Origin of the sequence: Streptomyces calvus, assembly GCF_006782915.1 — a bacterium.
GTDB classification, from domain to species: domain Bacteria; phylum Actinomycetota; class Actinomycetes; order Streptomycetales; family Streptomycetaceae; genus Streptomyces; species Streptomyces calvus.
In genome coordinates, this window is the sequence record NZ_VCNP01000010.1 from 156,989 (window position 1) to 179,232 (window position 22,244).

Annotated in this window: 18 protein-coding genes; 2 read left to right on the forward strand and 16 right to left on the reverse strand. The window is 73.5% G+C overall.

Annotated features, from left to right (window positions below):
- Positions 1-72: 72 nt before the first annotated feature.
- The 4 genes from FGW31_RS04965 to FGW31_RS04980 form a co-directional block, all read right to left on the reverse strand.
- Complete coding sequence (locus FGW31_RS04965; RefSeq protein ID WP_142192104.1) at positions 73-594, reverse strand: O-acetyl-ADP-ribose deacetylase; 522 nt, start codon at positions 592-594, stop codon at positions 73-75.
- Entirely contained in the window at positions 591-2,000 is a 1,410-nt protein-coding gene (locus tag FGW31_RS04970; RefSeq protein ID WP_142192105.1) for a phytoene desaturase family protein, read from the reverse strand. Before FGW31_RS04970 ends, FGW31_RS04965 begins: the two co-directional genes overlap by 4 nt.
- Before the next feature lie 78 nt (positions 2,001-2,078).
- On the reverse strand, positions 2,079-2,924 hold the full coding sequence (locus FGW31_RS04975) for an inositol monophosphatase family protein (protein ID WP_142192106.1): 846 nt from the start codon (positions 2,922-2,924) through the stop codon (positions 2,079-2,081).
- Positions 2,925-3,024: 100 nt separating this feature from the next.
- Positions 3,025-4,851: a gamma-glutamyltransferase family protein gene (locus FGW31_RS04980; RefSeq protein WP_142192107.1), complete on the reverse strand. Its 1,827-nt coding sequence runs from the start codon at positions 4,849-4,851 to the stop codon at positions 3,025-3,027.
- Positions 4,852-5,125: 274 nt separating this feature from the next.
- On the opposite strand from FGW31_RS04980, the gene FGW31_RS04985 reads away from it, so the two are divergent.
- The gene (locus FGW31_RS04985; RefSeq protein ID WP_142192108.1) at positions 5,126-6,190 is read left to right on the forward strand and encodes a LacI family DNA-binding transcriptional regulator; all 1,065 of its coding nucleotides are present in this window, start codon (positions 5,126-5,128) and stop codon (positions 6,188-6,190) included.
- A gap of 102 nt (positions 6,191-6,292) precedes the next feature.
- On the opposite strand, the gene FGW31_RS04990 is transcribed toward FGW31_RS04985, so the two are convergent.
- From FGW31_RS04990 to FGW31_RS05005, 4 genes are read right to left on the reverse strand one after another with little or no spacing between them, the layout of a single operon-like run.
- Positions 6,293-7,651, reverse strand: a complete 1,359-nt coding sequence (locus FGW31_RS04990; RefSeq protein ID WP_142192109.1) for a glycoside hydrolase family 32 protein — start codon at positions 7,649-7,651, stop codon at positions 6,293-6,295.
- The gene (locus FGW31_RS04995) at positions 7,648-8,502 is read right to left on the reverse strand and encodes a carbohydrate ABC transporter permease (RefSeq protein WP_142192110.1); all 855 of its coding nucleotides are present in this window, start codon (positions 8,500-8,502) and stop codon (positions 7,648-7,650) included. Before FGW31_RS04995 ends, FGW31_RS04990 begins: the two co-directional genes overlap by 4 nt.
- 14 nt (positions 8,503-8,516) lie before the next feature.
- A complete protein-coding gene (locus FGW31_RS05000) occupies positions 8,517-9,470 on the reverse strand; it encodes a carbohydrate ABC transporter permease (protein WP_142192111.1) in 954 nt (317 codons plus the stop codon).
- Positions 9,467-10,873 carry an extracellular solute-binding protein gene (locus tag FGW31_RS05005; RefSeq protein WP_142192112.1) on the reverse strand — a complete coding sequence of 469 codons (1,407 nt, stop codon included), beginning with the start codon at positions 10,871-10,873 and terminating at the stop codon, positions 9,467-9,469. The genes FGW31_RS05000 and FGW31_RS05005 overlap by 4 nt, the downstream gene beginning before the upstream one ends.
- Before the next feature lie 186 nt (positions 10,874-11,059).
- Between FGW31_RS05005 and FGW31_RS05010 the strand changes: the two genes are divergently transcribed.
- Positions 11,060-12,610 (forward strand): glycoside hydrolase family 32 protein, encoded by a 1,551-nt coding sequence (locus FGW31_RS05010; protein WP_142192113.1) that lies wholly within the window; start codon positions 11,060-11,062, stop codon positions 12,608-12,610.
- Positions 12,611-12,800: 190 nt separating this feature from the next.
- Here the strand turns inward: FGW31_RS05010 and FGW31_RS05015 are convergent, their stop codons facing one another.
- The 8 genes from FGW31_RS05015 to FGW31_RS05050 form a co-directional block, all read right to left on the reverse strand.
- Positions 12,801-13,502, reverse strand: coding sequence for a TOPRIM nucleotidyl transferase/hydrolase domain-containing protein (locus tag FGW31_RS05015; RefSeq protein ID WP_233452394.1), 702 nt, complete (start codon positions 13,500-13,502; stop codon positions 12,801-12,803).
- 527 nt (positions 13,503-14,029) lie between these two features.
- Positions 14,030-15,316: an MFS transporter gene (locus FGW31_RS05020; protein ID WP_142192114.1), complete on the reverse strand. Its 1,287-nt coding sequence runs from the start codon at positions 15,314-15,316 to the stop codon at positions 14,030-14,032.
- A gap of 3 nt (positions 15,317-15,319) precedes the next feature.
- A complete protein-coding gene (locus tag FGW31_RS05025; protein ID WP_142192115.1) occupies positions 15,320-16,177 on the reverse strand; it encodes an ABC transporter ATP-binding protein in 858 nt (285 codons plus the stop codon).
- Positions 16,174-17,226 (reverse strand): FecCD family ABC transporter permease, encoded by a 1,053-nt coding sequence (locus FGW31_RS05030; protein WP_142192116.1) that lies wholly within the window; start codon positions 17,224-17,226, stop codon positions 16,174-16,176. The genes FGW31_RS05025 and FGW31_RS05030 overlap by 4 nt, the downstream gene beginning before the upstream one ends.
- A complete protein-coding gene (locus FGW31_RS05035) occupies positions 17,223-18,266 on the reverse strand; it encodes a FecCD family ABC transporter permease (protein WP_373303385.1) in 1,044 nt (347 codons plus the stop codon). The genes FGW31_RS05030 and FGW31_RS05035 overlap by 4 nt, the downstream gene beginning before the upstream one ends.
- On the reverse strand, positions 18,263-19,309 hold the full coding sequence (locus FGW31_RS05040; protein ID WP_142192117.1) for an iron-siderophore ABC transporter substrate-binding protein: 1,047 nt from the start codon (positions 19,307-19,309) through the stop codon (positions 18,263-18,265). The genes FGW31_RS05035 and FGW31_RS05040 overlap by 4 nt, the downstream gene beginning before the upstream one ends.
- Positions 19,310-19,551: 242 nt before the next feature.
- Entirely contained in the window at positions 19,552-20,322 is a 771-nt protein-coding gene (locus FGW31_RS05045) for a helix-turn-helix transcriptional regulator (RefSeq protein WP_142192118.1), read from the reverse strand.
- 446 nt (positions 20,323-20,768) lie between these two features.
- Positions 20,769-22,037, reverse strand: coding sequence for an APC family permease (locus FGW31_RS05050; RefSeq protein WP_142192119.1), 1,269 nt, complete (start codon positions 22,035-22,037; stop codon positions 20,769-20,771).
- Positions 22,038-22,244: the final 207 nt, after the last annotated feature.

Sequence of the window (22,244 nt, forward strand, 5' to 3'; positions counted from 1 at the left end):
CTCCGTCGGACGGTCGAGTACGACGGAGCCCTCGTCGTGTGCCGCACCGGGCTCCGGAAAGAGCGGTCGTCTCTAACGGCTCGCGTCGACGTACGCGGCGAATGCCGTGAAGGCCCGCTCGTCGAACAGCACGAACCTGACCTCCTCGACCGCCGTTTCGGTGGCCCGCACCGTCTCCACGGCGATGCGGGCGGCGTCGTCCATCGGCCACCCGTAGGCGCCGGCCGAGACGGCCGGGAACGCCACGGTGCGGGCGCCCAGTTCATCGGCCACCCGGAGCGACTCGCGGTAGCAGGAGGCGAGCAGCGAGGCATCGCTGCCGGGGCCCTGGTGCACCGGGCCGACGGTGTGGATCACCCAGCGGGCGTCGAGGCGTCCGGCGGTGGTGGCGACCGCCCGGCCGGTGGGCAGGCCCTTGCCGTAACGGGAGGCGCGCAGGTCCCGGCAGGCGGCGAGGATCTCCGGGCCGCCCCGGCGGTGGATCGCGCCGTCCACTCCGCCTCCGCCGAGGAGGGAGGAGTTGGCCGCGTTGACGATCGCGTCGGCGCTCTGCCGCGTGATGTCGCCCCGGACGAGCGTGATGGTGGGGGTCATGTCTGCCGGAGCCTCCTCCAGACGGCCTTCGCCGCGTTGTGCCCCGACATGCCGTGCACGCCGGGGCCGGGCGGGGTGGCCGACGAGCAGATGAACACGGCCGGGTGCGGGGTGGTGTACGGGGACAGGGACAGCCGCGGGCGCAGCAGGGTCTGGAGTCCGGAGACCGCGCCGGTGGCGATGTCGCCGCCGACGTAGTTGGCGTTGCGGGCGGCGAGTTCGGGCGGGCCGGCGGTGGCGCGGGCCAGGACGCGGTCGCGGAACCCGGGGGCGTAGCGCTCCAGTTGGCGTTCGACGGCGTCGGTGAGGTCGCCGGTCCAGCCGTTGGGGACGTGTCCGTAGGCCCAGAAGACGTGCTTGCCCGCGGGGGCGCGGGTGGGGTCGGCGACGCCGGGCTGGACGGTGATGAGGAAGGGGGTGTCGGGGGCCCGGTGCTCGCGGGAGGCGGCGCGCAGGGCGGCGGCGATCTCGGCGCTGTCCGCGCCGATCTGCACGGTGCCGGCGGCGCGGGCCTGCGGGGCGGTCCAGGGCACGGGGCCGTCCAGGGCGTAGTCGATCTTGAAGACGCCGGGGCCGTAGCGGTAGTGGGCGTAGTGGTTGCCGAAGCCGGCGATGCGGGCCAGGGCGGTGGGCGAGGTGTCGAAGACGTAGGCGCGGGCGGGCGGCAGGTCGTCGAGGCGCTTGACCTCGTAGTCGGTGTGGATGCTGCCGCCGAGGTCCTTCAGGTAGGCGGCCAGGGCGTCGGAGATGGCCTGGGAGCCGCCGCGGGCGACGGGCCAGCCGCGGGCGTGCGCGGCGAGGGCGAAGACCAGGCCGACGGCGCCGGTGGCCAGGCCGCCGAGGGGTGCCATGACGTGGGCGACGAGGCCGGCGAACAGGGTGCGGGCCCGCTCGTCGCGGAAGCGGCGGGTGAGCCAGGTCGACGGGGGCAGGCCGACCAGGCCGAAGCGGGCGAGGGTGACCGGGTCGCGGGGCAGCGCGGTCAGCGGCAGGGACATGAAGTCCCGGACCAGGGTGTCCCACCTGGGCAGGAAGGGCTCCACGAGCCGGCGGTACGCGCCGGCGTCGCGCGGTCCGAACGAGGCCGCCGTCTCCCCGACGGACCGGGACAGCACGGCGGCCGTGCCGTCCCGGAAGGGATGCGCCATGGGGAGTTCGGGGTGCAGCCACTGCAGGCCGTAGCGCTCCAGCGGGAGGGCGCGGAAGGCGGGTGAGCTGACGGCGAGGGGGTGGGCGGCGGAGCACGGGTCGTGCCGGAAGCCGGGCAGGGTGAGTTCCTCGGTGCGTGCGCCGCCGCCGACGGTGGAGTGCGCCTCGAAGAGGGCCACGGAAAAGCCGCGCCGGGCCAGCTCCACGGCGGCGGTCAGCCCGTTCGGCCCCGCCCCCACCACGACCGCATCGAGCATCGACGGCACCTTCGGACTCCTTTGTCAGCCGGCGGCCACTGGAGGATCAGGATATGCCGGGGCCCCGTGGCCGGGAGATCAGGCTCCGTCCGACAGCAGCTCCACCACCCGGCGTGCGGTGGCGGCGTCCCGGGCCGCGGTGAAGGGCAGCGTGTTGCCGCCGCGGACGGCGAAGGGCCGGCCCGCGCGGGTGAGGTGGCTGCCGCCCGCCTCCTCCACGAGGAGCACACCGGCGGCGTGGTCCCAGGCCGCTTCCCAGCTGAAGGCGGTGGCGTCCAGCTCGCCGCGGGCGACGGCCAGGTACTCCAGGCCGGCGGAGCCGCAGGCGCGCGGTGCCACGCCGTCCGTCCACAGGCCGAGCAGGGCCCGCTTCTGCTGGTCCGTCGTGTAGTCCGGGTGGGAGGTGGCCACGTGGAGGTCACGGCCGGGTTCCGGGGAACCGGCGTGCAGCCGCTCGCCGTCGAGGCGGGCGCCGTGTCCCCGGACGGCCGTGGCGAGCTGGTCGCGGGCGGGGGCGTAGGTCCAGGAGGCGTACACGACGCCTCGCCGGGCGAGGGCGACCAGGGTGCAGAAGCCGGGGTCGCCGTGCACGAACTGGCGGGTGCCGTCGACGGGGTCGACGATCCAGACCGGCGCGTCGCCCTGTATCGCCTCGTACGACGCCGGGTTGGCGTGCACCGCCTCCTCGCCGACCACGACCGAGCCGGGCAGCAGGGCGGGCAGGGCCTCCGTGAGATACAGCTCGGCCTTGCGGTCGGCGTCGGTCACCAGGTCGTGCGGGCCGGTCTTGAGATCCACTTCGTGTGCGGCGAGGCGCCGCCAGCGCGGCATGATCTCCTGCGCCGCCGCCTTCCGGACGGCTTCCTCCACGTCCAGGGCGTGCCGGCCGAGAAACTCGTCGATGGTTTCGTTGTCCTCGATCATGTCTCCATGAGAGCACGCGCCACTGACAATCCCCACCGGCCCGGTGCACTCCGGGTGGAATCGGCATGAAATCGGAGCGCCGGGCCGTTCGGGGCGTGGGTCAGCGGCCCACCGCGTAGCCCTGCATGCCGCGGGGGTTCGCCGCGGCGGACAGGACACCGGTGCGGGGGTCCCGGGCGACCGCGCAGAGCCGGCCCTCCGACCACGGCTCGCCGACCGTCACCCGGTGGCCGCGGCGCCGCAGCCCGTCCACCACCCGCGGGTCCGTGCGGGACTCGACGGTGACGCTGCCGGGGCGCATGCCGCGCGGGTAGAAGGAGCCCGGGAAGCTGTCGTTGTGCCAGTTCGGGGCGTCGATGGCGCCCTGGAGGTCGAGTCCGCCGCGCACCTGCCCGCGCAGGACCACCGCGAGGAAGAAGTGCAGCTGCCACTGGTCCTGCTGGTCGCCGCCGGGCGTGCCGAACGCCATGACGGGCACGCCGTCGCGCAGCGCGATCGACGGGGTGAGGGTGGTCCGGGGGCGGCGGCCGGGGGTGAGGGTGTTGGGCAGGCCGTCCTCCAGCCAGGTCATCTGCAGCCGGGTGCCCAGCGGGAAGCCCAGTTCGGGCACGACGGGGTTGGACTGGAGCCAGCCCCCGCTGGGCGTGGCCGCGATCATGTTGCCCCAGCGGTCGACGATGTCGAGGTGGCAGGTGTCGCCGCGGGTGCGGCCGTCGCCGGAGACGTCCGGCTCGCCGGGCACGGGGGACGTGGGGCTCTTGGCCACGGTGGGCTCGCCGGCGCCCATCGGGCCGGAGCCGGGTTCGTCCGCGGCCACGTCGCGCGCGTGGGTGCTCAGCCGGGGGGTGCGGCCGCCGGGGCTGCCGGGCCGCAGGTCGTGGGAGGCGCGCGGGCCGACCTTGGTGCGCCGCTCGGCGTTGTACTCGGCGGACAGCAGGTCGTCGAGCGGCACCTCGGCGGCGTCGCCGTACCAGGCCTCGCGGTCGGCCATGGCGAGCTTGCAGCCCTCGATCAGCAGGTGCAGGTAGTCGGCGGAGCCGTACTCGGGCAGTTCCGGCGGGAGCAGCGCGAGCTGCTGGAGCAGCACCGGGCCCTGGCTCCAGGGGCCGGCCTTGCACACGGTCCAGCCGCGGAAGTCGTACGTGGCCGGGCTCTCGTAGGTCGCGGACCAGCCGGCGAGGTCGGCTGCGGTGAGCGTGCCGGTGTGGTGCTCGCCGCTGGTGTCCAGGGTGGGCCGCTGTGCCTGCCGGACCAGGGCGTCGGCTATGAAGCCGGTGCGCCACACCTCCCGCGCGGCCTCGATCTGCGCCTCCCGGTCCCCCGCTCCGGCGACCTCGGCGAGCAGCCGCTTCCAGGTGGCGGCGAGGGCGGGATTGCGGAAGAGCTCACCGGGGCGGGGTGCGCGGCCGCCGGGCAGGTACACCTCGGCCGAGGAGGTCCACTCCGTTTCGAACAGTTCCCGCAGGGTCTCGACGGTCTCGCCGACGCGCTCGACGGGCGGGTGGCCGTCCTCGGCGTATCCGATGGCGTACTTCAGGACGTCGGCGAGGGTCTTGGTGCCGTGGTCGCGCAGCAGCAGCATCCAGGCGTCGAAGGCGCCGGGCACGGCCGCGGCGAGCGGCCCGGTGCCGGGGACGAGGTCCAGGCCGAGGCCGCGGTAGTGGGCGGCGCTCGCCCCGGCCGGTGCGACGCCCTGCCCGCACAGCACCCGCACCTGACCGCCCGCCGGTGCGATCAGGATCGGCACCTCGCCGGCCGGGCCGTTGAGGTGCGGCTCGACGACCTGCAGGACGAACGCTCCGGCCACGGCCGCGTCGTAGGCGTTGCCGCCGTCCTCCAGCACGGCCATCGCCGACTGCGAGGCCAGCCAGTGCGTGGAGGACACCATGCCGAAGGTTCCCTGGAGGGTCGGTCGGGTCGTGAACACAGGGCCTCTCACCTCACTGTTCTACGTGCATCGGCCGGGACGACGGGTGCTCGGGACGTCCTGGGGGGATCCGGGGAGTGTACGCCGGGGATCTCCTTCTCCCGCTCCCCGGAGGGCTGTCGATCGCCCCGCGCCCCTTCCTTCCCGCTTCCGGCACGCCCCGTCCCCGCTCGGGCCGCCGGGCGGGAGGAGGGAGCGGCCGGCGACGGCCGTGTCCCGTTAGGCTGAACAACGATCAACGGTACGGGCGGGGAAGCAGAGGACGGCGGATGTCATGACGAGCGCCGAGGGCAGACCTACGACGGGATCCGGGCGTCCCACCTCGCGGGACGTCGCCCGGCTCGCCGGCGTGTCGCACACCGCCGTCTCCTTCGTCTTCAACGGCCGCGCCCAGGGCAACCTCTCCCCCGCCACCCAGGAACGCATCCGGCAGGCCGCCGCCCAGCTCGGCTACCGGCCCGACCCCGTCGCCCGCGGCCTGCGCCGCCGCCGTACGGCCGTGATCGGGCTGGTCACCGACGAGATCGCGTCCTCGCCGTTCGCGGGGCGGCTGCTGCGCGGTGCCATGGAGACGGCCTGGTCGAGCGAACACCTCGTCCTCACCATCGACTCCGGCGGCGACCCGGCCAAGGAGGACGCGGCCGTCGCCGAACTCCTCGACCGGCGGGTCGACGGCATCATCTACGCCGCCATGTCGCTGCGCCGGGTCCGCGTCCCCGAAGGGCTGCACCGCACCCACTCCGTCCTCGCCAACTGCCTGCCGGAGGACGACTCCCTGCCCGCCGTCATCCCCGCCGAGCGGGCCGGCGGCCGTACGGCGGCCAGGCTGCTGCTCGACCACGGGCACCGCAGGATCGCCCACATCGGCGGTCTCGACGACATCGCGTCCGTCGAGCGGCTGCGCGGCTTCCGCGACGCGCTGCGCGCCGAGGGGATCACCGTGCCCAGGGACTGGGTGGTGCGCACCGGCGGAGAGATCGCCGGGGGTTACGAGGGAGCGGTGCGGCTGCTCGACGGTGTGGATCCGGCCCGCCGACCCACCGCCGTCTTCTGCTACAACGACCGGGTCGCGGCGGGCGCCCTGCACGCCGCGACCCGGCTCGGCATCGCCGTCCCGGGCGAGCTGTCGCTGGTCGGGTACGACGACCAGGAACACATGGCCGCCTTCCTCACGCCGCCGCTCACCACGGTCGCCCTCCCCCACCGCGAGATGGGCGAGGCCGCCACCCGCCTCGTCCTCGACGCCATCACCACCGGCCGCACCCCGCCGGCCACCGTCCGCCGCCTGGCCTGCCCGCTGGTGACCCGCTCGTCGGTGGGTCCGGTACCGACCGGGTGACGAGGCGGCGGCCACCCCGGGACGCCGTGCCGCGCCGGGACAGCGGTGTGCCGCGCCGGACGGGAACGGCCCGTCCGGCGCGGTCCTGCGCCCGCATGGTGATCAGTTCAGGGTGGGTCCGGACAACTCCCATGCCGTGACGGCGGCTTCGGGCCCGGTGACGGTCAGTTCGGGCGCGTCGCCGGGGCCCCGGTAGACCCGCTCGGTCACCGTGGCCCGGTCGCCCGCGAACACCTCGTACAGCGAACCGTCGACGAGGACGCGGACGTCCAGCTCCGGGCCGCGCGGCACCCGCACCTCCACCGGCGCGGGCCGCCCGGCCCGCCGTACGGTCAGGGTGCCCTCGGCGGGGTCGATGCGCAGCGTCAGTCCTTCCCCGAGGCGGACCGTCGTGACCGCTCGGGCGGTGACCGTCAGGTCGTACGCGTCCGGGAGCGGTGTGCCCGGGACGGGTGCCGTGACGAACGGCTCCGTTGCCCGCAGCGCGTCCAACTCCGGCGCCGGCAGAACGCGCAGGGTGCCGTCGGCGTGGACGTCGACGACGCGTGGCGCGGTGAGCACACCGGCCCAGCCCGCCCGCTCGGCCTCGCCGGGCCCGCGGGACTCCCAGGACCAGCCCCACATCAGCGCCCGCTCCGGTTCTTGCAGGACGGCGGGCGCGTAGAAGTCACGGCCGTGGTCGAGGGCGCCGCCGGTGCGCGGCGCGAACCGCAACTCTCCGTCGGCCGAGGTTTCCAGACTGCCCGTCAGGTAGCCGGTCGCGCTCGGGTCGCCGTCCCACAGCGACACCACCAGCACCCAGTCCCCTCCCGGAGTCACCAGCAACTGTGGGCACTCCCAGCCGACGGCCTTGTCGCCAAACGCGTCCACGGCCACCGGGTCGTCGCCGTCCAGCAGCACACCGGCGAACCGCCAGTCGGTCAGGTCGTCGCAGTCGTACAGCAGGACGGAGGGCGTGCCGTCGGCGTGGCCCGCGCCGACCAGGCCCCAGCGGCGGCCGGCGTGCCGGAAGACGAACGGATCGCGGAACATCACCACGTCCAGGCCGGCCGGCGGGCCCGGCACCACCGGCACGGGCAGCGGCTTCCACTCGGTCAGCGCCGGGTCGCCCGGGTCGGCCGCGCGGGCCAGGCAGATGGCGCCGAGGCCGGTGTGGTGGTGGTCGATTCCCGTGTACACCGCCGTCGGGACTCCGTCGTCGTCGACCACGCAGCCGGACCAGCAGCCCGCCTCGTCGGGCCCGCCGGGCGTCGGGGCGAGCGCGATCGGGTGGTGCTGCCAGCGGGCCAGGTCGGGGCTGGAGGCATGGCCCCAGTGGACGTCGGCGTGCACCGGCGCGCCCGGGTTGTGCTGGTAGAAGAGGTGGTAGCGGTCGCCCCAACGGAACGGACCGTTCGGGTCGTTGATCCAGTGGGCGGGCGGACGGACCCGGAAGCGCGGCGCGTTGCGGTCGAGGCTCAACGGTTGACTCCTGCGGAGGTGATGCCCTCGCGGAGAGGGCGCTGACCGACGACGAACACGGCGACGGCGGGAATCATGGACAGCACCACACCGGCGAGCACCACCGAGACGGAGCCGGTGCCGAGGTTGCCCTGGAGGGAGACCAGCCCCAGCGGCAGCGTGTAGTTCTGGCCGGACGTCTCCAGGATCAGCGGGCGGAAGAACTCGTTCCAGTGGTAGTTGAAGGCCAGTACGCCGACGATCGCGAGACCCGGCGCGGCGAGCGGCGCGTACACCGAGCGGAACACCCGCCACGGGCCCGCCCCGTCGAGCATCGCCGCCTCGCCCAGGTCCTTCGGCATGCCCAGGAAGTACTGGCGCATCAGGAAGGTGCCGAACGCGGTCGGGAAGGCCGGAATGATCAGTCCGAGCAGGGTGTCGGTCAGCCCCATCGACTTCAGCACCAGGAACACCGGCACGATGGTGACCTGCAACGGCACCATCATGGTCGCCAGGACCAGGGCGAACAGCGGCTTCTTGAACCGGAACTCCAGGCGGGCGAACGCGTATCCGGCGAGTCCCGCGGTGATCATCTGGCCGACCGCGATCAGCGCCGTGACCAGCGTGGAGTTGAGGGCGAGCAGCCAGACGTCGATCTGTGCGAACACGCCGCGGTAGGCCTCGACGGTCGGCTCGGAGGGAACGATCTGCGGCGGCAGGTCGAACGACTCCGCCGGAGTGCGCAGTGAGGTGGAGACGGTCCAGATGACCGGACCGAGGGTCAGCAGGGCGCAGACGGCCAGTCCGGCGATCCGCGCCCACGGCGCGAGGGAGTGACGCACCCGGCCGGTGGTCAGGGTCGTGTGGCTCATGGGACTCACCCGGCTCACTGGTAGTGGACGAAACGCCGGCTGAGCCGGAACTGGAGGGCGGTCACCGCCATGATCAGCACGAACAGCAGCACGCCCACCGCGGACGCGGTGCCGAACCGCAGCTGCTCGAAGGCGGTCTCGTAGATGACCATCACGACGGTGCGGGTGGAGTCGCCGGGACCGCCGTTGGTCAGCACGTACGGCTGCTCGAAGACCTGGAGCGCGTTGATGATGCCGACCACGGACGCCACCAGCAGCGTCGGCGACAGCAGCGGCAGGGTGACGTGCAGGTGCTTGCGGAGCCCGGTGGCGCCGTCCAGGGCGGCGGCCTCGTGGACCTCCTTCGGGATGTTGTTGAGGCCGCCCACGAACAGCAGGAACGAGAACCCGAACTGCTGCCAGACATAGACCAGGATCACCGCCGCCATCGCCCCGTTCTCCGAGGTCAGCCAGGGCACCGGTGCGATCCCGACCAGGCCGAGCAGCCAGTTCACCAGCCCGAAGTCCTGGTTGAACAGGTACTTCATCACCACGGAGATGGACGCCGCGGACAGCACCAGCGGGAAGAAGAACGCCGACCGGAACACCGACCGCAGCCAGAGCGGCATCCGCCCGTTCACCGTGATCGCCAGTACCAGCGCGACCAGCAGTTGCAGCGCGACCGCCAGCACCATGAAGAGCAGCGTGTTGCGGAAGGAGACCAGCACGGTCGAGTCGCCGAACACCTCGCCGTAGTTGGCGGCCCCGGCGAACCGCGGGGAGTCGATCACGTTCCAGTGGAACAGGCTCAGCACCACCGAGCCGACGATCGGGACGACCGTGAAGACGACGATGCCGACGATCGTCGGCGCCAGGAACACGGTGGCCAGCAGCCGTGTGCCGCGCTCCCGCGCGGAGGGACGGACCAGGGCCGCGGGCGGCCGGGGCGCCGACTGCGACCGGGCCGGCGGAATTTGGGTGTTCGTCATGCGTCACGCTCCATGGCCTTCTCCAGATCGCCCTGCAGCCGGCGCAGCGCCGGACGCACCGCGCGCGGGGAGGACAGGGCGGTGCCGGTGTGCTTCAGCAGCACCTGCTCCACCTCGGCGACCTGCGGCGGCGCCGGGATGGGCCCGGTGTCGGGGAACCGGTCGAGGGTGTCGTAGAAGACCCGCCAGTGGTCGGGGCCGGTCTCCCGGTAGCGGTCGGCGGTCAGCATCGAACGGCGCGCCGGGGTGGTCTGGTTGGTGGTGAACAGCCGGGTCAGGGTGTCCTTGCGGGCGGCGTACTTGATGAACTCCCACGCCTCCTCCTGCCGCTTGGAGGTGCGCAGCAGCGCGTAGCCCGCCCCGCCGAACTGGTGGCGCTGGGTGCGCCAGCGCGGGAAGTACTGCACGTCGTAGCGGTCGGCGGGCATCCCCGCCTGGTGCAGGCCGCCCGCCCAGAAGCCGCCCGCGGGCGTCACCCCGACCCGGCCCGTGGAGAACACACCGACCAGGTTCTGCCCGTTGCCGCCCTCGGGACGGGTGCACAGGCCCTCCTCGATGAGGGAGGCCAGGTACTCGTACGTCTCCTCGAAGCGGGCGCCGGTCGCCTGCGGCGTGGTCCAGCGGAAGCCGCCGCCGCGGCCCTGCCGCTGGTCCGCCGGATAGAAGGTGTCCCACAGCCAGTCGCCGCCTGGCGCCTTGGACTCGGCCAGCAGATTGGTGCCGTTGGCGAAGAGCCAGGGCACCACGCCGCCCCACAGCCGGTTGGTCCAGAAGTACGGCGTGAAGTGGGAGTCGCTCGACTTCTTCATCCGGCGCAGCAGCGCGGTGAAGTCGTCGCGGGTCCAGTCGGCCGGCGGGCGGTCCGCGCCGGCCCGGCGCAGCACCTGCCGGTTGAGGTACATGTCGGCCGCGTTGAACTCCACGGGCAGCTGGTACAGGCTGCCCTCGTACATCATCGACTCCACCAGCGAGGGGTGGACGTCGGCGAAGTACTCCCGCAGTTCGTCGGCGTCCCGCCGGACCCAGCGGTCCAGCGGCAGCCCGAGCCGCTGCGCGAACAACTGCACGCCCTCCGTCGCGACGTAGACCAGGTCGGGGGCCGTGCCCGCGGCGATCTGCGTGAGGATCTTGGCGAAGAAGTCCGACCAGTCGACGGCCTGCACCGCGTTGATCCGGAGCTTGATGTCGGGGTACTGCTCGGCGAAGCCCTCGGTGAGGGTGCGCACGGCGGCCGGGCCGTAGGCGGGGCCCAGGGTGGCGACGACGAGGGAACCGTCGTCGCGGCCGGGGATGTCGGCCGCGGTGAGCCGGTCCCAGGAGGCGGCGGTGCCGGCCAGCGCGGCGGCCGCCGCGCCGTAGGCGCCGTACCGCAGCAGGCTGCGGCGGGTGTGCGAGTCGGTCATCGGACGGGCCTAACTCGTGTTAGTTCAGAAGTGATGCCGACGATGATGGAAACATCGCCGCGACCCTGTCAAGACTCGGGAACCCCTTGACCTTTAACGAGTTAGGTCTACAGTCCTGGTTCCACAGGAGCCGCCGTTCCGAGCCGCCGCCTGCGGGGCTCGTTCGAACGAGAGGAACGATGTGTGATGCGTGGACTGTCCAGACGAGCGCTCTTCGCCGGGTCCGCCGCCGGTGCCGGCGCCGCCCTCCTGCCGACGGCGGGTTCTGCCGCGGCGAAACCCCGCAACGCCGCCCCGGCCTGCGCCAGTTACCGGGCGGCGTACCACTTCACCGTCCCCGACCAGTGGATGAACGATCCGCAGCGCCCGGTCTGGATCGATGGCGAGTACCACTACTACTACCTGTACAACCCGGACTACTTCGCCGGCGGCACCACGGCCGGCACCGCCTGGCGCCTGGTCACCAGCACCGACCTGGTCCGCTTCACCGACCGCGGCATCGCCGTCCCGAAGGACACCACGCCCAACGGGGACGTGTGGTCGGGCTCGGCGGTCGTGGACACGCGCGACACGGCGGGCTTCGGCGCCGGCGCGGTGGTCGTGCTCGCGACCATGGAACCGACGGGCGGTGCGCAGGCCCAGTACCTGTACTACTCCACCGACGGCGGCCGCACCTTCCGCCCGCACGGCACCGACCCGGTCCTGCCCAATCCCGGCGGCCGCGACTTCCGCGACCCGAAGGTGATCCGCGACGAGGAACGCGGCCGGTGGGTGATGGCGCTCGCCGAGAACAACAAGGTGGGCTTCTACCACTCGGCCGACCTGAAGGCGTGGAGGTACGCCGGCGGTTTCGTCAAGGACGGCATCGGCGTGCTGGAGTGCCCCGACCTGTTCCGGATCACCGCCGAGGACGGCACCGTGAAGTGGGTGCTCGGAGTGAGCGCCAACGCCAAGGGCGCCGGGCTGCCCAACACGTACGCCTACTGGACCGGCGCCTTCGACGGCAGCGCCTTCACGCCCGACGCGGCCGACCCGCAGTGGCTGGACCACGGCTGGGACTGGTACGGCGCCGTCACCTTCGAGAAGCGGAGCGCCGGCGGCACCCTCGACGAGCGCGCCCGCTACGCCATCGGCTGGCTGAACAACTGGGACTACGCCAACACCACGCCCACCATCGACACCGACGGCTTCAACGGCACCGACTCCATCGTCCGCGAGGTGACCCTGAAGCGCGCCGCCACCGGCACCTACCACCTCGCCTCCCGCCCGGTCGCCGCCCTGGACCGGTACGTCTCACGCACGGTGCGACTCGGCGACCTGGAGGTCGAGGGCACGCGTGTGCTCGACTACCGCGGCACCGCCTACGAGGTGAGCTGCGAGATCACCTGGGACCAGCTCACCGGCGCAGGTCTGCAACTGCGCCGTTCCAACGACGGCGGCCGCCACGTCGACGCGGGCGTGTACCGCGACTACGCCTTCCTCAACCGCAGGTCCACCGTCAACCCGGACGCCTCGGGTCGCTGGCAGGAGAGCAAGAGCCCGTTCGATCCGTCGGCGCGGCGGGTGCGGCTGCGGATCCTGGTGGACCGCACGTCGGTGGAGGTGTTCGTGGACGACGGCCGGTATGTGCACACCTCCGAGGTGTTCCCGTACCTCATCGACGACCGGCTCGCGCTGTTCACCATCGACGGCCGTGCGGTGTTCCGGAACACGGTGATACGGGAGTTCACCGTGTGAGGCGCCGTGCCGTGGCACGGGCGGGGCTGCCGGGGCACCGAGAGGTTCGGTGGTGGTGAGTCGGGCTTCGCGGAGGGTGCTGGCGCGGAGGGTGCCGTCGCGGAGGGTGCCGTCGCGAAGGGTGCCGTCGCGGAGGGTGCTGGCGCGGAGGGTGCTGGCGCGGAGGGTGCCGTCGCGAAGTATCGCGCGGTCATCTCGGAGTCTGCGGGCGCCGACGGGATCCGGAAGCGGACTGCTCGGTCGACGGGTCACCGTCTCCGGTTGCGGGCGGTGGCCGGAGGCCGGCGAGCAGGGCGTCGAGCGGTGCGGGTACGCGGTCGGGTTCGAGGGCCTCGACCAGGACACGGCCGTAGTGGATCTTGCGTCCCTTCTTCGTGCCGAGGAAGCGGCGCAGTTGCTGCTGCGGGGTGCGGTCCTGCTGGGCGGGCTGGCGCAGGAAGGTCCGCAGGGCGCGCGAGTCGCCCTCCGCCAGGACGAGTTCTTGCACCCGTGGCACGCCGAGCGCGCGGATGAGTTCGTCCTCCAGGTCCGCCGCGCAGACGAAGAAGCCCTCCTGTGCCGCGTCGGTCCGCGCCAGGGCACGGCTGTAGTAGGGGCGTTCGCGTTCGTCGCACAGTCCGGTGAGCCGCAGGCCCAGGCCGGACGGGCCGAGGATGCGGGCGAAGCGCCCGATGTTCATCGCGCCGCCCATCGGCAGGACGCAGACGCCCTCGGCCGCGAGGTCCCGGCCGCGGCGGACGGCCAGCGCGGTCACCGCCGCGGCGTCGCTCAGCCCTTCGAGCAGCACGGCCGTGCGGACGGGAAGCCGCGCGGCCAGTTCGCGAGCGAGGTCGCCGGGACCGCCGGCCGCCCACGCGGTGGCCGCTTCCCGGAACGCCCCCATGTCGGTCATGGACCGAGTCTTCCGCCCTTCCGGCCACCGCGCCAAGGAATTTCGCCGGCGTCCCGTCCGCCACGACGAGGCGCCGCGGCCGGCACGACGCGCGAGGCAGACGGACGGCGGCAGGCGGCACGGTGGCACAGCGGCACGGTGGCACGAGGGACGGCGGCACGAGGGACGGTGGCACGAGGGACGGCGGCACGGTGGACGGCAGTGCGGTGGACGGGAAGCGGGCCCGCCGGTGCGATCAGCGATCAGAGGGTCGGCCGGGTGCCGCCGGGCGGACGGCGGCACGAGGGACGGCGGCACAGCGGCACAGCGGCACGCCGGCACGCCGGCACGGTGGACGGCCGTGCCGTGGACGGGCAGCGGGCCGCCGGTGCGATCAGCGGGTCGGCCGGGTGCCGCCGGGCGGACGGCGGCACGAGGGACGGCGGCACAGCGGCACGCCGGCACGGTGGACGGCCGTGTCGTGCACGGGCAGCGGGCCGTTGGTGTGACCAGTGGCTCGGGCGGGCCGGCCGGGTGACGGCGGGCTGTCACGGGCCGGTGGCGGCCGTCGGGTCCTGGCCGGTTCGCCGTCGCTGGGCGTCCTCGTCGGTGCGGGCGTCGTAGCGCACGAGTCCGGGCAGCGCGGCGGCGAGCAGGCCCACCGCGGCGACGCAGGCGAGGCCGCCGCTCCAGACGGCCGGGCGGACGCCGGTCCAGCCGGCCATCGCCCCGGCGCGCACCTGGCCGAGCTGCGGGCCGACGCTGTAGGAGAGGACCTCGATGCCGGCGAGCCGGCCGCGCAGCCGGTCGGGGACGGTCTGGTTCCAGATGGTGGAGCGGCCCAGTCCGCTCAGCATGTCCCCGGCGCCCGCCAGGCCGAGGCAGAGCAGCACCAGCCAGACGTTCGACGTCCAGCCGGCCGCCGCCATCGCCAGGCCCCAGCCGGCGGCCCCGAACACCACCAGCAGCCCGTGCCGGCTGGTCCGGGACACCCAGCCGCTGGTCAGGCTGAGCAGCAGCGACCCGACGGCGCCCGCCGAGTACATCAGCCCCAGCGACCAGTCGGCGTCCAGTTCGTCGGCGAGGAAGGGGAAGATGGCGTTGGGGAAGGCGAAGAACATGGCCGCCAGGTCGACCGCGTACGTGCCGAGGAGCACCGGCCTGGACCAGGCGTACCGGGCGCCTTCGGCGATGCCGCGCAGTGACGGCTTGGCCGCGTGTTCGACGGGCGGCGCGGGCGAGAGCCGGCGGCACATCAGGACCGACACGGCGAAGCAGACGACCGTGATGGCGTAGGCGGGGCTGTTGCCCGCGTACGCCACCACCAGGCCGGCCAGCGCCGGGCCGCCGATCGCGCCGGCCTGCCAGCGCAGGGCGTTGAGCGCGGCCGCCGCGGCGAGCTGGTCGTGCGGGACGATCCGGGCCAGCATCGCGTCCAGCGCGGGACGCTGGAGTCCGGCGAGCGCGGCGACTCCGGCCGCCACCAGGTACAGCGGCCACAGCATCGGTTCCGGCAGCAGCGCGTTGACCAGCAGGACGGCGGCCAGCACCCCCAGTCCGGCCTCGGTCAGCACGATGACCTTGCGCCGGTCCACCGCGTCGGCGAGCGCACCGCCGTACAGGCCGAAGACGATCAGCGGCACCAGTTCGACCGCGCCCATGGCGCCCACGGCGAGCGGTGAGCCGGTCAGGTCCTTGATCTGGAGCGGCAGCGCGATCAGCGCCATCACGCTGCCGAGGTAGGTGACCAGGCCCTGCACCCACAGCAGACGGAAGTCCTTCGAGGAACGCCAGGGCGCGAGGTCGGGCAGGACCGCGGCGAGCTTGGAGGTCATGTGTCAGCGGCTCCCGGCCTGTCCGGGCGCGGACGACGCCACCGGCTCGGCGCCGGTGCCCGCGGTGGCGTGGTGGCGGCCGATCGGCAGCACGAGGGGCTTGCCGGAGACCGGGTCCTCGATGACGCGGCTGTCCATGCCGTACACGGTCCGTACCGTCTCCTCGGTCATCACCTCTTCGGGCGTGCCGGCGGCGTGCAGGCGTCCGGCGGCCAGCGCGACGAGCCGGTCCGCGTAGCGCGCGGCCAGGTTGAGGTCGTGCAGGACCATGACGATGGTGGTGCCGCGCGACCGGTTGAGGTCGGTGAGCAGGTCCAGGACCTCGATCTGGTGGCTGATGTCGAGGAAGGTGGTGGGCTCGTCGAGCAGCAGCAGGTCGCTCTGCTGGGCCAGGGCCATCGCGATCCACACGCGCTGGCGCTGGCCGCCGGAGAGTTCGTCGACCGACCGCTCCACCAGTTCCGTCGTCCGGGTGGCCTCCAGCGCGGCGGCGACCGCGGCGTCGTCCTGCGCCGTCCAGCGGGAGAAGGCCCGCTGGTGGGGGTGGCGGCCGCGGCCGACGAGGTCGAGGACCGTGATGCCGTCGGGGGTGACCGGCGACTGCGGCAACAGGCCGAGCGTACGGGCGAGTTCCTTGGCCGGCGTGCGGTGGACCTCCTTGCCGTCCAGGACGACCCGGCCCGCGCGCGGCACGAGCAGCCGGGACATCGAGCGCAGCAGCGTGGACTTGCCGCAGGCGTTGGCGCCGACGATCACCGTGATCCGACCGGCCGCGAGGGTCAGGTCCAGGCCCTCGATGACGGTGCGGTCGCCGTAGCCGAGCGTAAGGTCGTCGGTGGCGAGGGTGTGGGACGCGGTCACAGTGAGCCTCCGGCCCGGTTGGTGCGGACGATCAGGTGGACGAGGTAGGGCGCGCCGAGGACGCCGGTGACGACGCCCACGGGGTAGCGGGTGTCGAAGGCGTACTGGCCGGTGAAGTCGGCGACGAGGACGAGCAGCGAGCCGACCAGGCCGGCGGGGATCAGCAGGGAGCCGCCGGTTCCGGTGAGGCGGGCGGCGATCGGGCCGGAGAGGAACGCGACGAACGCGATCGGTCCGGCCGCCGCGGTGGCGAACGCGATGAGTCCGACGGCGGCGACGATGACCGTGACGCGGGTGCGTTCGACGCGGACGCCGAGCGCGGACGCCGTGTCGTCGCCGAGGCTCAGCGCGCTCAGGTTGCGGCCCTGGAACAGCAGTACCGGGCCGAGCAGCAGCACGGCGAGGACGGCGGGCACGGTCTCCGTCCAGGTGGTGCCGTTGAGGCTGCCGGTGAGCCAGCGCATCGCCGCCTGGAGGTCCCAGTCGCCGGCCCGCGACAGCACGTAGGAGGTGACGCTGTCGAGCAGGGCGGAGATGCCGATGCCGATCAGGATGAGCCGGGTGCCGGCGACCCCGTCGCGGAACGCGAGGACGTACACCAGCAGTGCCACCGCGAGCGCGGCGGTGATCGCGAGGACGGACACCTCGGTCTCGCTCAGCGAGAAGACGACGATGGCGACGGCCGCCGCCGCGCTCGCGCCCGCGCTGATGCCGATGATGTCGGGGCTGGCGAGCGGATTGCGGAGCATCGTCTGGAAGGTGACGCCGGCCATGCCGAAGCTGAACCCGGCGGTCAGGGCGAGCACCGCTCGTGGCAGCCGCAGCGTGCCGACGGTGAAGGACGCGCCCGGCACCTGCTCGCCCGTGATCACGCGCAGCACGTCGGAGGCCGGGTAGAAGGTGTGTCCGGCCATGAGCGTGGTGGCGAAGGCGGCGACGACGAGCACCAGCAGGGACAGGACGATCAGCAGCCGCCGGCGGGCGTGCCGGACCCGGGCGCGGCTGACGGCGCGCAGTGCGGGCGGGGCGGTGACGACGGGGGCGCTCACAGGGATCTGACCTTCTGGCGGCGGACGATGTGGATGAAGAAGGGGGCGCCGACGAATGCCGTCACGATGCCCACCTCGATCTCGGCCGGCCGTGCCACGACCCGTCCCACCACGTCCGCGACCGTCAGCAGGACGGCGCCACTGAGCGCGGAGAACGGCAGCAGCCACCGGTGGTCCACGCCCGCCAGCAGCCGGCAGGCGTGCGGTACGACGAGGCCGACGAAGGCGATCGGCCCCGCGACGGCGGTGGAGGCACCGCACAGCACGACCGCGCCGAGCGCGGCGCCGGCCCGGACGAGGGCCACCCGCTCGCCGAGGCCGGCGGCGAGGTCGTCGCCGAGGGCGAGGGAGTTGAGGGCGCGGGCCGAGGCCAGGCAGATGACGAAGCCGACGGCGAGGAACGGTACGACGCTGCCGAGCTGCGCGTAGGTGGCGCCGCCCACTCCGCCGACCTGCCACAGCCGGAAGGTGTCGGAGATGTCGTTGCGCGGCAGGACGACGGCGCTGACCAGCGAGGCGAGCGCGGCGGAGATGGCGGCGCCGGCGAGGGCCAGTTTCAGCGGGGTGGCGCCGCCGCGGCCCAGCGAGCCGACGGCGTACACGAATCCGGCGGTCAGGGCGGCACCGGTCATCGCCGCCCAGATGTACCCGGACACGGAGGCGAGGCCGAAGTACGCGATGCCGGTGACGACGGCGAGCGAGGCGCCCATGTTGACGCCGAGGATGCCGGGGTCGGCCAGCGGGTTGCGGGTGACGCCCTGCATGACCGCGCCGGCGAGGCCGAGGGCGGCGCCCACGACGACGGCGAGGAGGGTGCGCGGGATGCGGTTGGCGACCGCGGCCTCCTCCAGGGTGTCCTGCGCCCCGCCGAGCGCCGACCACACGTCGGCCCAGGCGACGTCGCGGGAGCCGAGGGCGAGCGAGGCCGTCATGGCGGTGAGCAGGACCGCGGCGACGACGAGGAGCCAGGTGACGCGCACGCGCGCCGGACGCCGTAGCGGGACGGTGTCCGGCGCGTGCGGGATCTCGGTGACGGTCACGCGACCTTGTCCGCGGCCTCGGCGAGTGCCTTCACGTAGTCCTCCAGGACGTACGGGATGGACAGCGGGGTCGGGTTGGCGGCGGTGGCCAGTGGGGTGCTGCCGGGCAGCAGGTAGAGGGAGTCCCGCTTCACGGCGGCCAGCTTGGAGGTGAGCGGGTCGCTCTTGAGGGCCTTGAGGAGTTCGCCCGTGTCGTCGCCGTAGCCGGTGATGATGTCGACGTCGTTGAAGTCGTCGATGTGCTCGGCGCTCTTGGTGAGGACGAACTTCTTCGTCGACGCGGACGGTCCGGAGACGCTGGCGGGGATCTTCAGGCCGAGGTCGGTGAAGAAGTGGGTGCGGGTGTCGTGGGTGGTGTAGAAGCCGACCTGGCTGACGTTCTTGGACGACACGTGCGTCATGAACATCGCCGTCTTCCCCTTGAGCTGGGGGTACTTGGCGGCGGTCTTGGCGATCCGCCCCTCGAGGTCGGCGATCAGTTCGTCGCCTTCGTCGGCCAGGCCGATGGCCTTGCTGTTGAGGCGGATGATGTCGCGCCACGGGGTCGCCCAGGCGGCCTCCGGGTAGGCGACGACGGGGGCGATCCGGCTGAGGGTCTCGTAGTCCTGCTCGGTCAGTCCCGAGTAGGAGGCGAGGATGACGTCCGGCCGGGTGTCGGCGACGGCTTCGAAGTCGATGCCGTCGGTCTCGTCGAACAGCACCGGGGTCTTGGCGTTCAGTTCCTCGAGCCGCTTCTCGACCCAGGGCAGGACGCCGTCGCCGTCGTCGTCGCCGAAGTTGGCCTTCGCCATGCCGACGGGGACGACGCCGAGGGCGAGCGGCACTTCGTCGTTGGCCCAGTTCACCGTGGCGACGCGGCGGGGCTTCTCGGGGATGACGGTGGTGCCGAGCGCGTGCTTGATCGTCACCGGGAACTGTCCGGTGCCGTCGGCGCCGGCGGCGCTGCTGGTGTCCTGGTCGTCACCGGACCCGCCACCGCAGGCGGTGAGTCCGAACAGGAGGGCCGCCGCGAGGGCGAGCGCACGGAGGCGTGGGGTTCTCATCGACCCGTCTTCCACTTCTGGTCCGGGGTGCCGGGGCGCGCACGTCCGGATCGCGGACCGTGGGTCGTGCAGCAGGAGGGCACCCGACTCGCTGAGCAAGTTAGGTAAGGCTTGCCTGCTCAGAGTAAGGAGCGGAGGCGTACTGATCAATCGAGCCTTTTCGACAGCCCATGTAGCGATCGGGACATACGGACCGGCACACTCCGCCCGGGTGGCGGGTGGTCCGCCGACCCGCGCGGCGTTCACCGTGCCCGGAACCGGCCGGGTGTCATGCCGGTGGTGCGGCGGAAGGCCGCGCCGAAGGCGCTCGCCGAGCGGTAGCCGACCGCCTCGGCCACCACGTCGACCTCGAAGCCGAGGGAGAGCAGCTGCACGGCGTGCTGGGCCCGGACCGAGGCGACCCAGCGGGCGAAGCTGGTGCCGGTCTCGGCCCGGAACGCCCGGGTCAGCGTGCGTTCGCTGCGCCCGAGGGCGGCGGCCCAGCCGGTCAGTGTGCGCTGGTCGGCGGGGTCGGCGCGCACCGCGTCCACGATGGGCCGCAGCAGCGGAGAAGTGGGCAGCTGCACCAGCAGCGCGCGGGGCGAGGGACGCAGGACGTCGAGCACCATCGTCTCGGTCACCGCCCGGGAGCTCGGCGGGAGTCCGTCCTCCTCCAGCCGCTCCAGAAGCAGCCGCAGCAGCGGGGTGATCTCCACGGCGACCGGTTCGTCGGGCAGTGCCGACTGCGTGCCGTGCCGGAAGAAGTGGGCGCGGTAGGAGGTGCCCGCGACCGCGGAGGCGGAGTGCAGCTGCCCGGCCGGCATCCACAGGCCCAGGGTCGGTGTGATGCACCAGACCCGGGAGCCGACCACGGCGGTGGAGGTGCCGTGCTGGTTCCAGAGGAGTTCGTGCCAGGGGTGCGAGTGCTCGTTCCACGCCGTGTCGGCGTCGACGACCTCCTCGTATCCCTGGATCACGAAGGGCACGTCGACCTCGCCCGCGGCGAGCGTCGGCAGATCCCGGGTGACGCGCATGCGCTCAGGCTAACCGGGGCCGGAACCTCGCCGGACGTCGCGTCCGAGCCAGTCCGGCCAGGTCCGGGCCCGCCTCGCACGCCGGCTCCCAGGCCGCCTCGCACGCCGTCTCGTGGACCGTCTCGCACGCCACCTCGTCGACCGTCTCGTCGACCGTCACGCACGCCACCTCGTGGACCCGTCACGCACGCCACCTCGTCGACCGTCGCGTGGGCCGTCTCGCCCGCCGTCTCGTGGGCGTCCGGCCGACGCCGGGTCGGACGCCGGGGCGGACGCCGATGCGCGTGCCGGAGGCGGCACCCGTCCCGTCGCGGCCGACCCGTCGTGCCCCGGCCCGTCGCGGCCGGCCCGTCGCGGCCGACCCGTCGTGCGCCGGTGCGGTGGGTGCGGTGGGTGCGGACCCGGCGGTCAGCGGGGCGCCGAGGAGACGCGGCCTGCGCCCTGGCTCAGCCGCGCGCTGCGGCCCGGCGGCGGACGACGTACACGGCGGCGCCCGCCGCCAGCACCGCCGCGCCGGAGACCACCGACGCGACGGGCAGCGCGAACGCCAGCACGGCGCAGCCCGCCAGACCGACGACCGGCACGATCCGCGGCGGACGGCCCTCCTCCGGAGTGAGGGTGAGGGCGGAGGCGTTGGCGATCGCGTAGTACGCCAGCACGCCGAAGGACGAGAACCCGATCGCCGCCCGCAGGTCCGCCGTGGCCGCGGCCACGGCGACGACCAGGCCGACGGCCAGCTCCGCGCGGTGCGGGACCTGGAACCTCGGGTGGACGGCGGCCAGGGCGTGCGGCAAATGCCGGTCCCGGGCCATCGCCAGCGTCGTCCGCGACACCCCGAGGATCAGCGCCAGCAGCGAACCGAGCGCGGCCACCGCCGCACCCACCCGCACGACCGGCTCCAGCCCGCCGGCGCCTGCGGCGCGCACCGCGTCCGACAGCGGCGCCGTGGCGTCGGCCAGCCGGGCGGGACCGAGGGCCAGCAGCACGGACACCGCGACCAGCGCGTAGACGACCAGGGTGATGCCCAGCGCCAGCGGCACGGCCCGCGGGATGGTGCGCCCGGGGTCGCGGACCTCCTCGCCGAGCGTCGCGATCCGCGCGTAGCCGGCGAACGCGAAGAACAGCAGGCCGGCCGCCTGCAGCACACCGCCGAAGCCGGTGTCGCCGCCGACGGCCAGGTGCTCCGCCTCGGTCGAACCGGAGCTGAGCACGGCGACCACGACGGCGGCGAGCACCGCCAGGACCACGGCGACGATCGCCCGCGTCACCAGCGCGGACTTCTGCACACCCGTGTAGTTGAGGGCGGTCAGCGCCACCACGGCGGCCACCGCCACCGCGTGTGCCTGGCCGGGCCACACGTACGAGCCGACGGTCAGCGCCATCGCCGCGCAGGATGCGGTCTTGCCGACGACGAAACCCCACCCGGCGAGGTAGCCCCAGAACGCGCCGAGCCGCTCGCGGCCGTACACGTAGGTGCCGCCCGAGGCCGGGTAGCGTGCTGCGAGGCGGGCCGAGGAGGTGGCGTTGCAGTACGCGACGACGGCGGCCAGGGCCAGCCCGATCAGCAGGCCGGAGCCGGCCGCGCGGGCGGCCGGGGCGAGCGCGGCGAAGACACCCGCGCCGATCATCGAGCCCAGACCGATCACGACGGCGTCGGTCACCCCGAGCCGCCGGCGCAGTTCGTCCGGCACCCCGACGGTCGACGGCTTGCTCATGGCCCACTCCTTTGGCGGCGCGGCCGCACTCTGACGGACTTCGACACCGGCAGACGCTACGGGACCCGGCCGCAGACCCCGGCCCCACCCCGGGCCCGCCGGAGCAGTGTCCGGCAGCCCGGTTACCCTGGGGGAACGGCTGTCCGAACGGGCGGCCGCGCGGCGGTGGGGCTCGCCGCACCCGAACCGCAGCACCTGTGCCGCCGA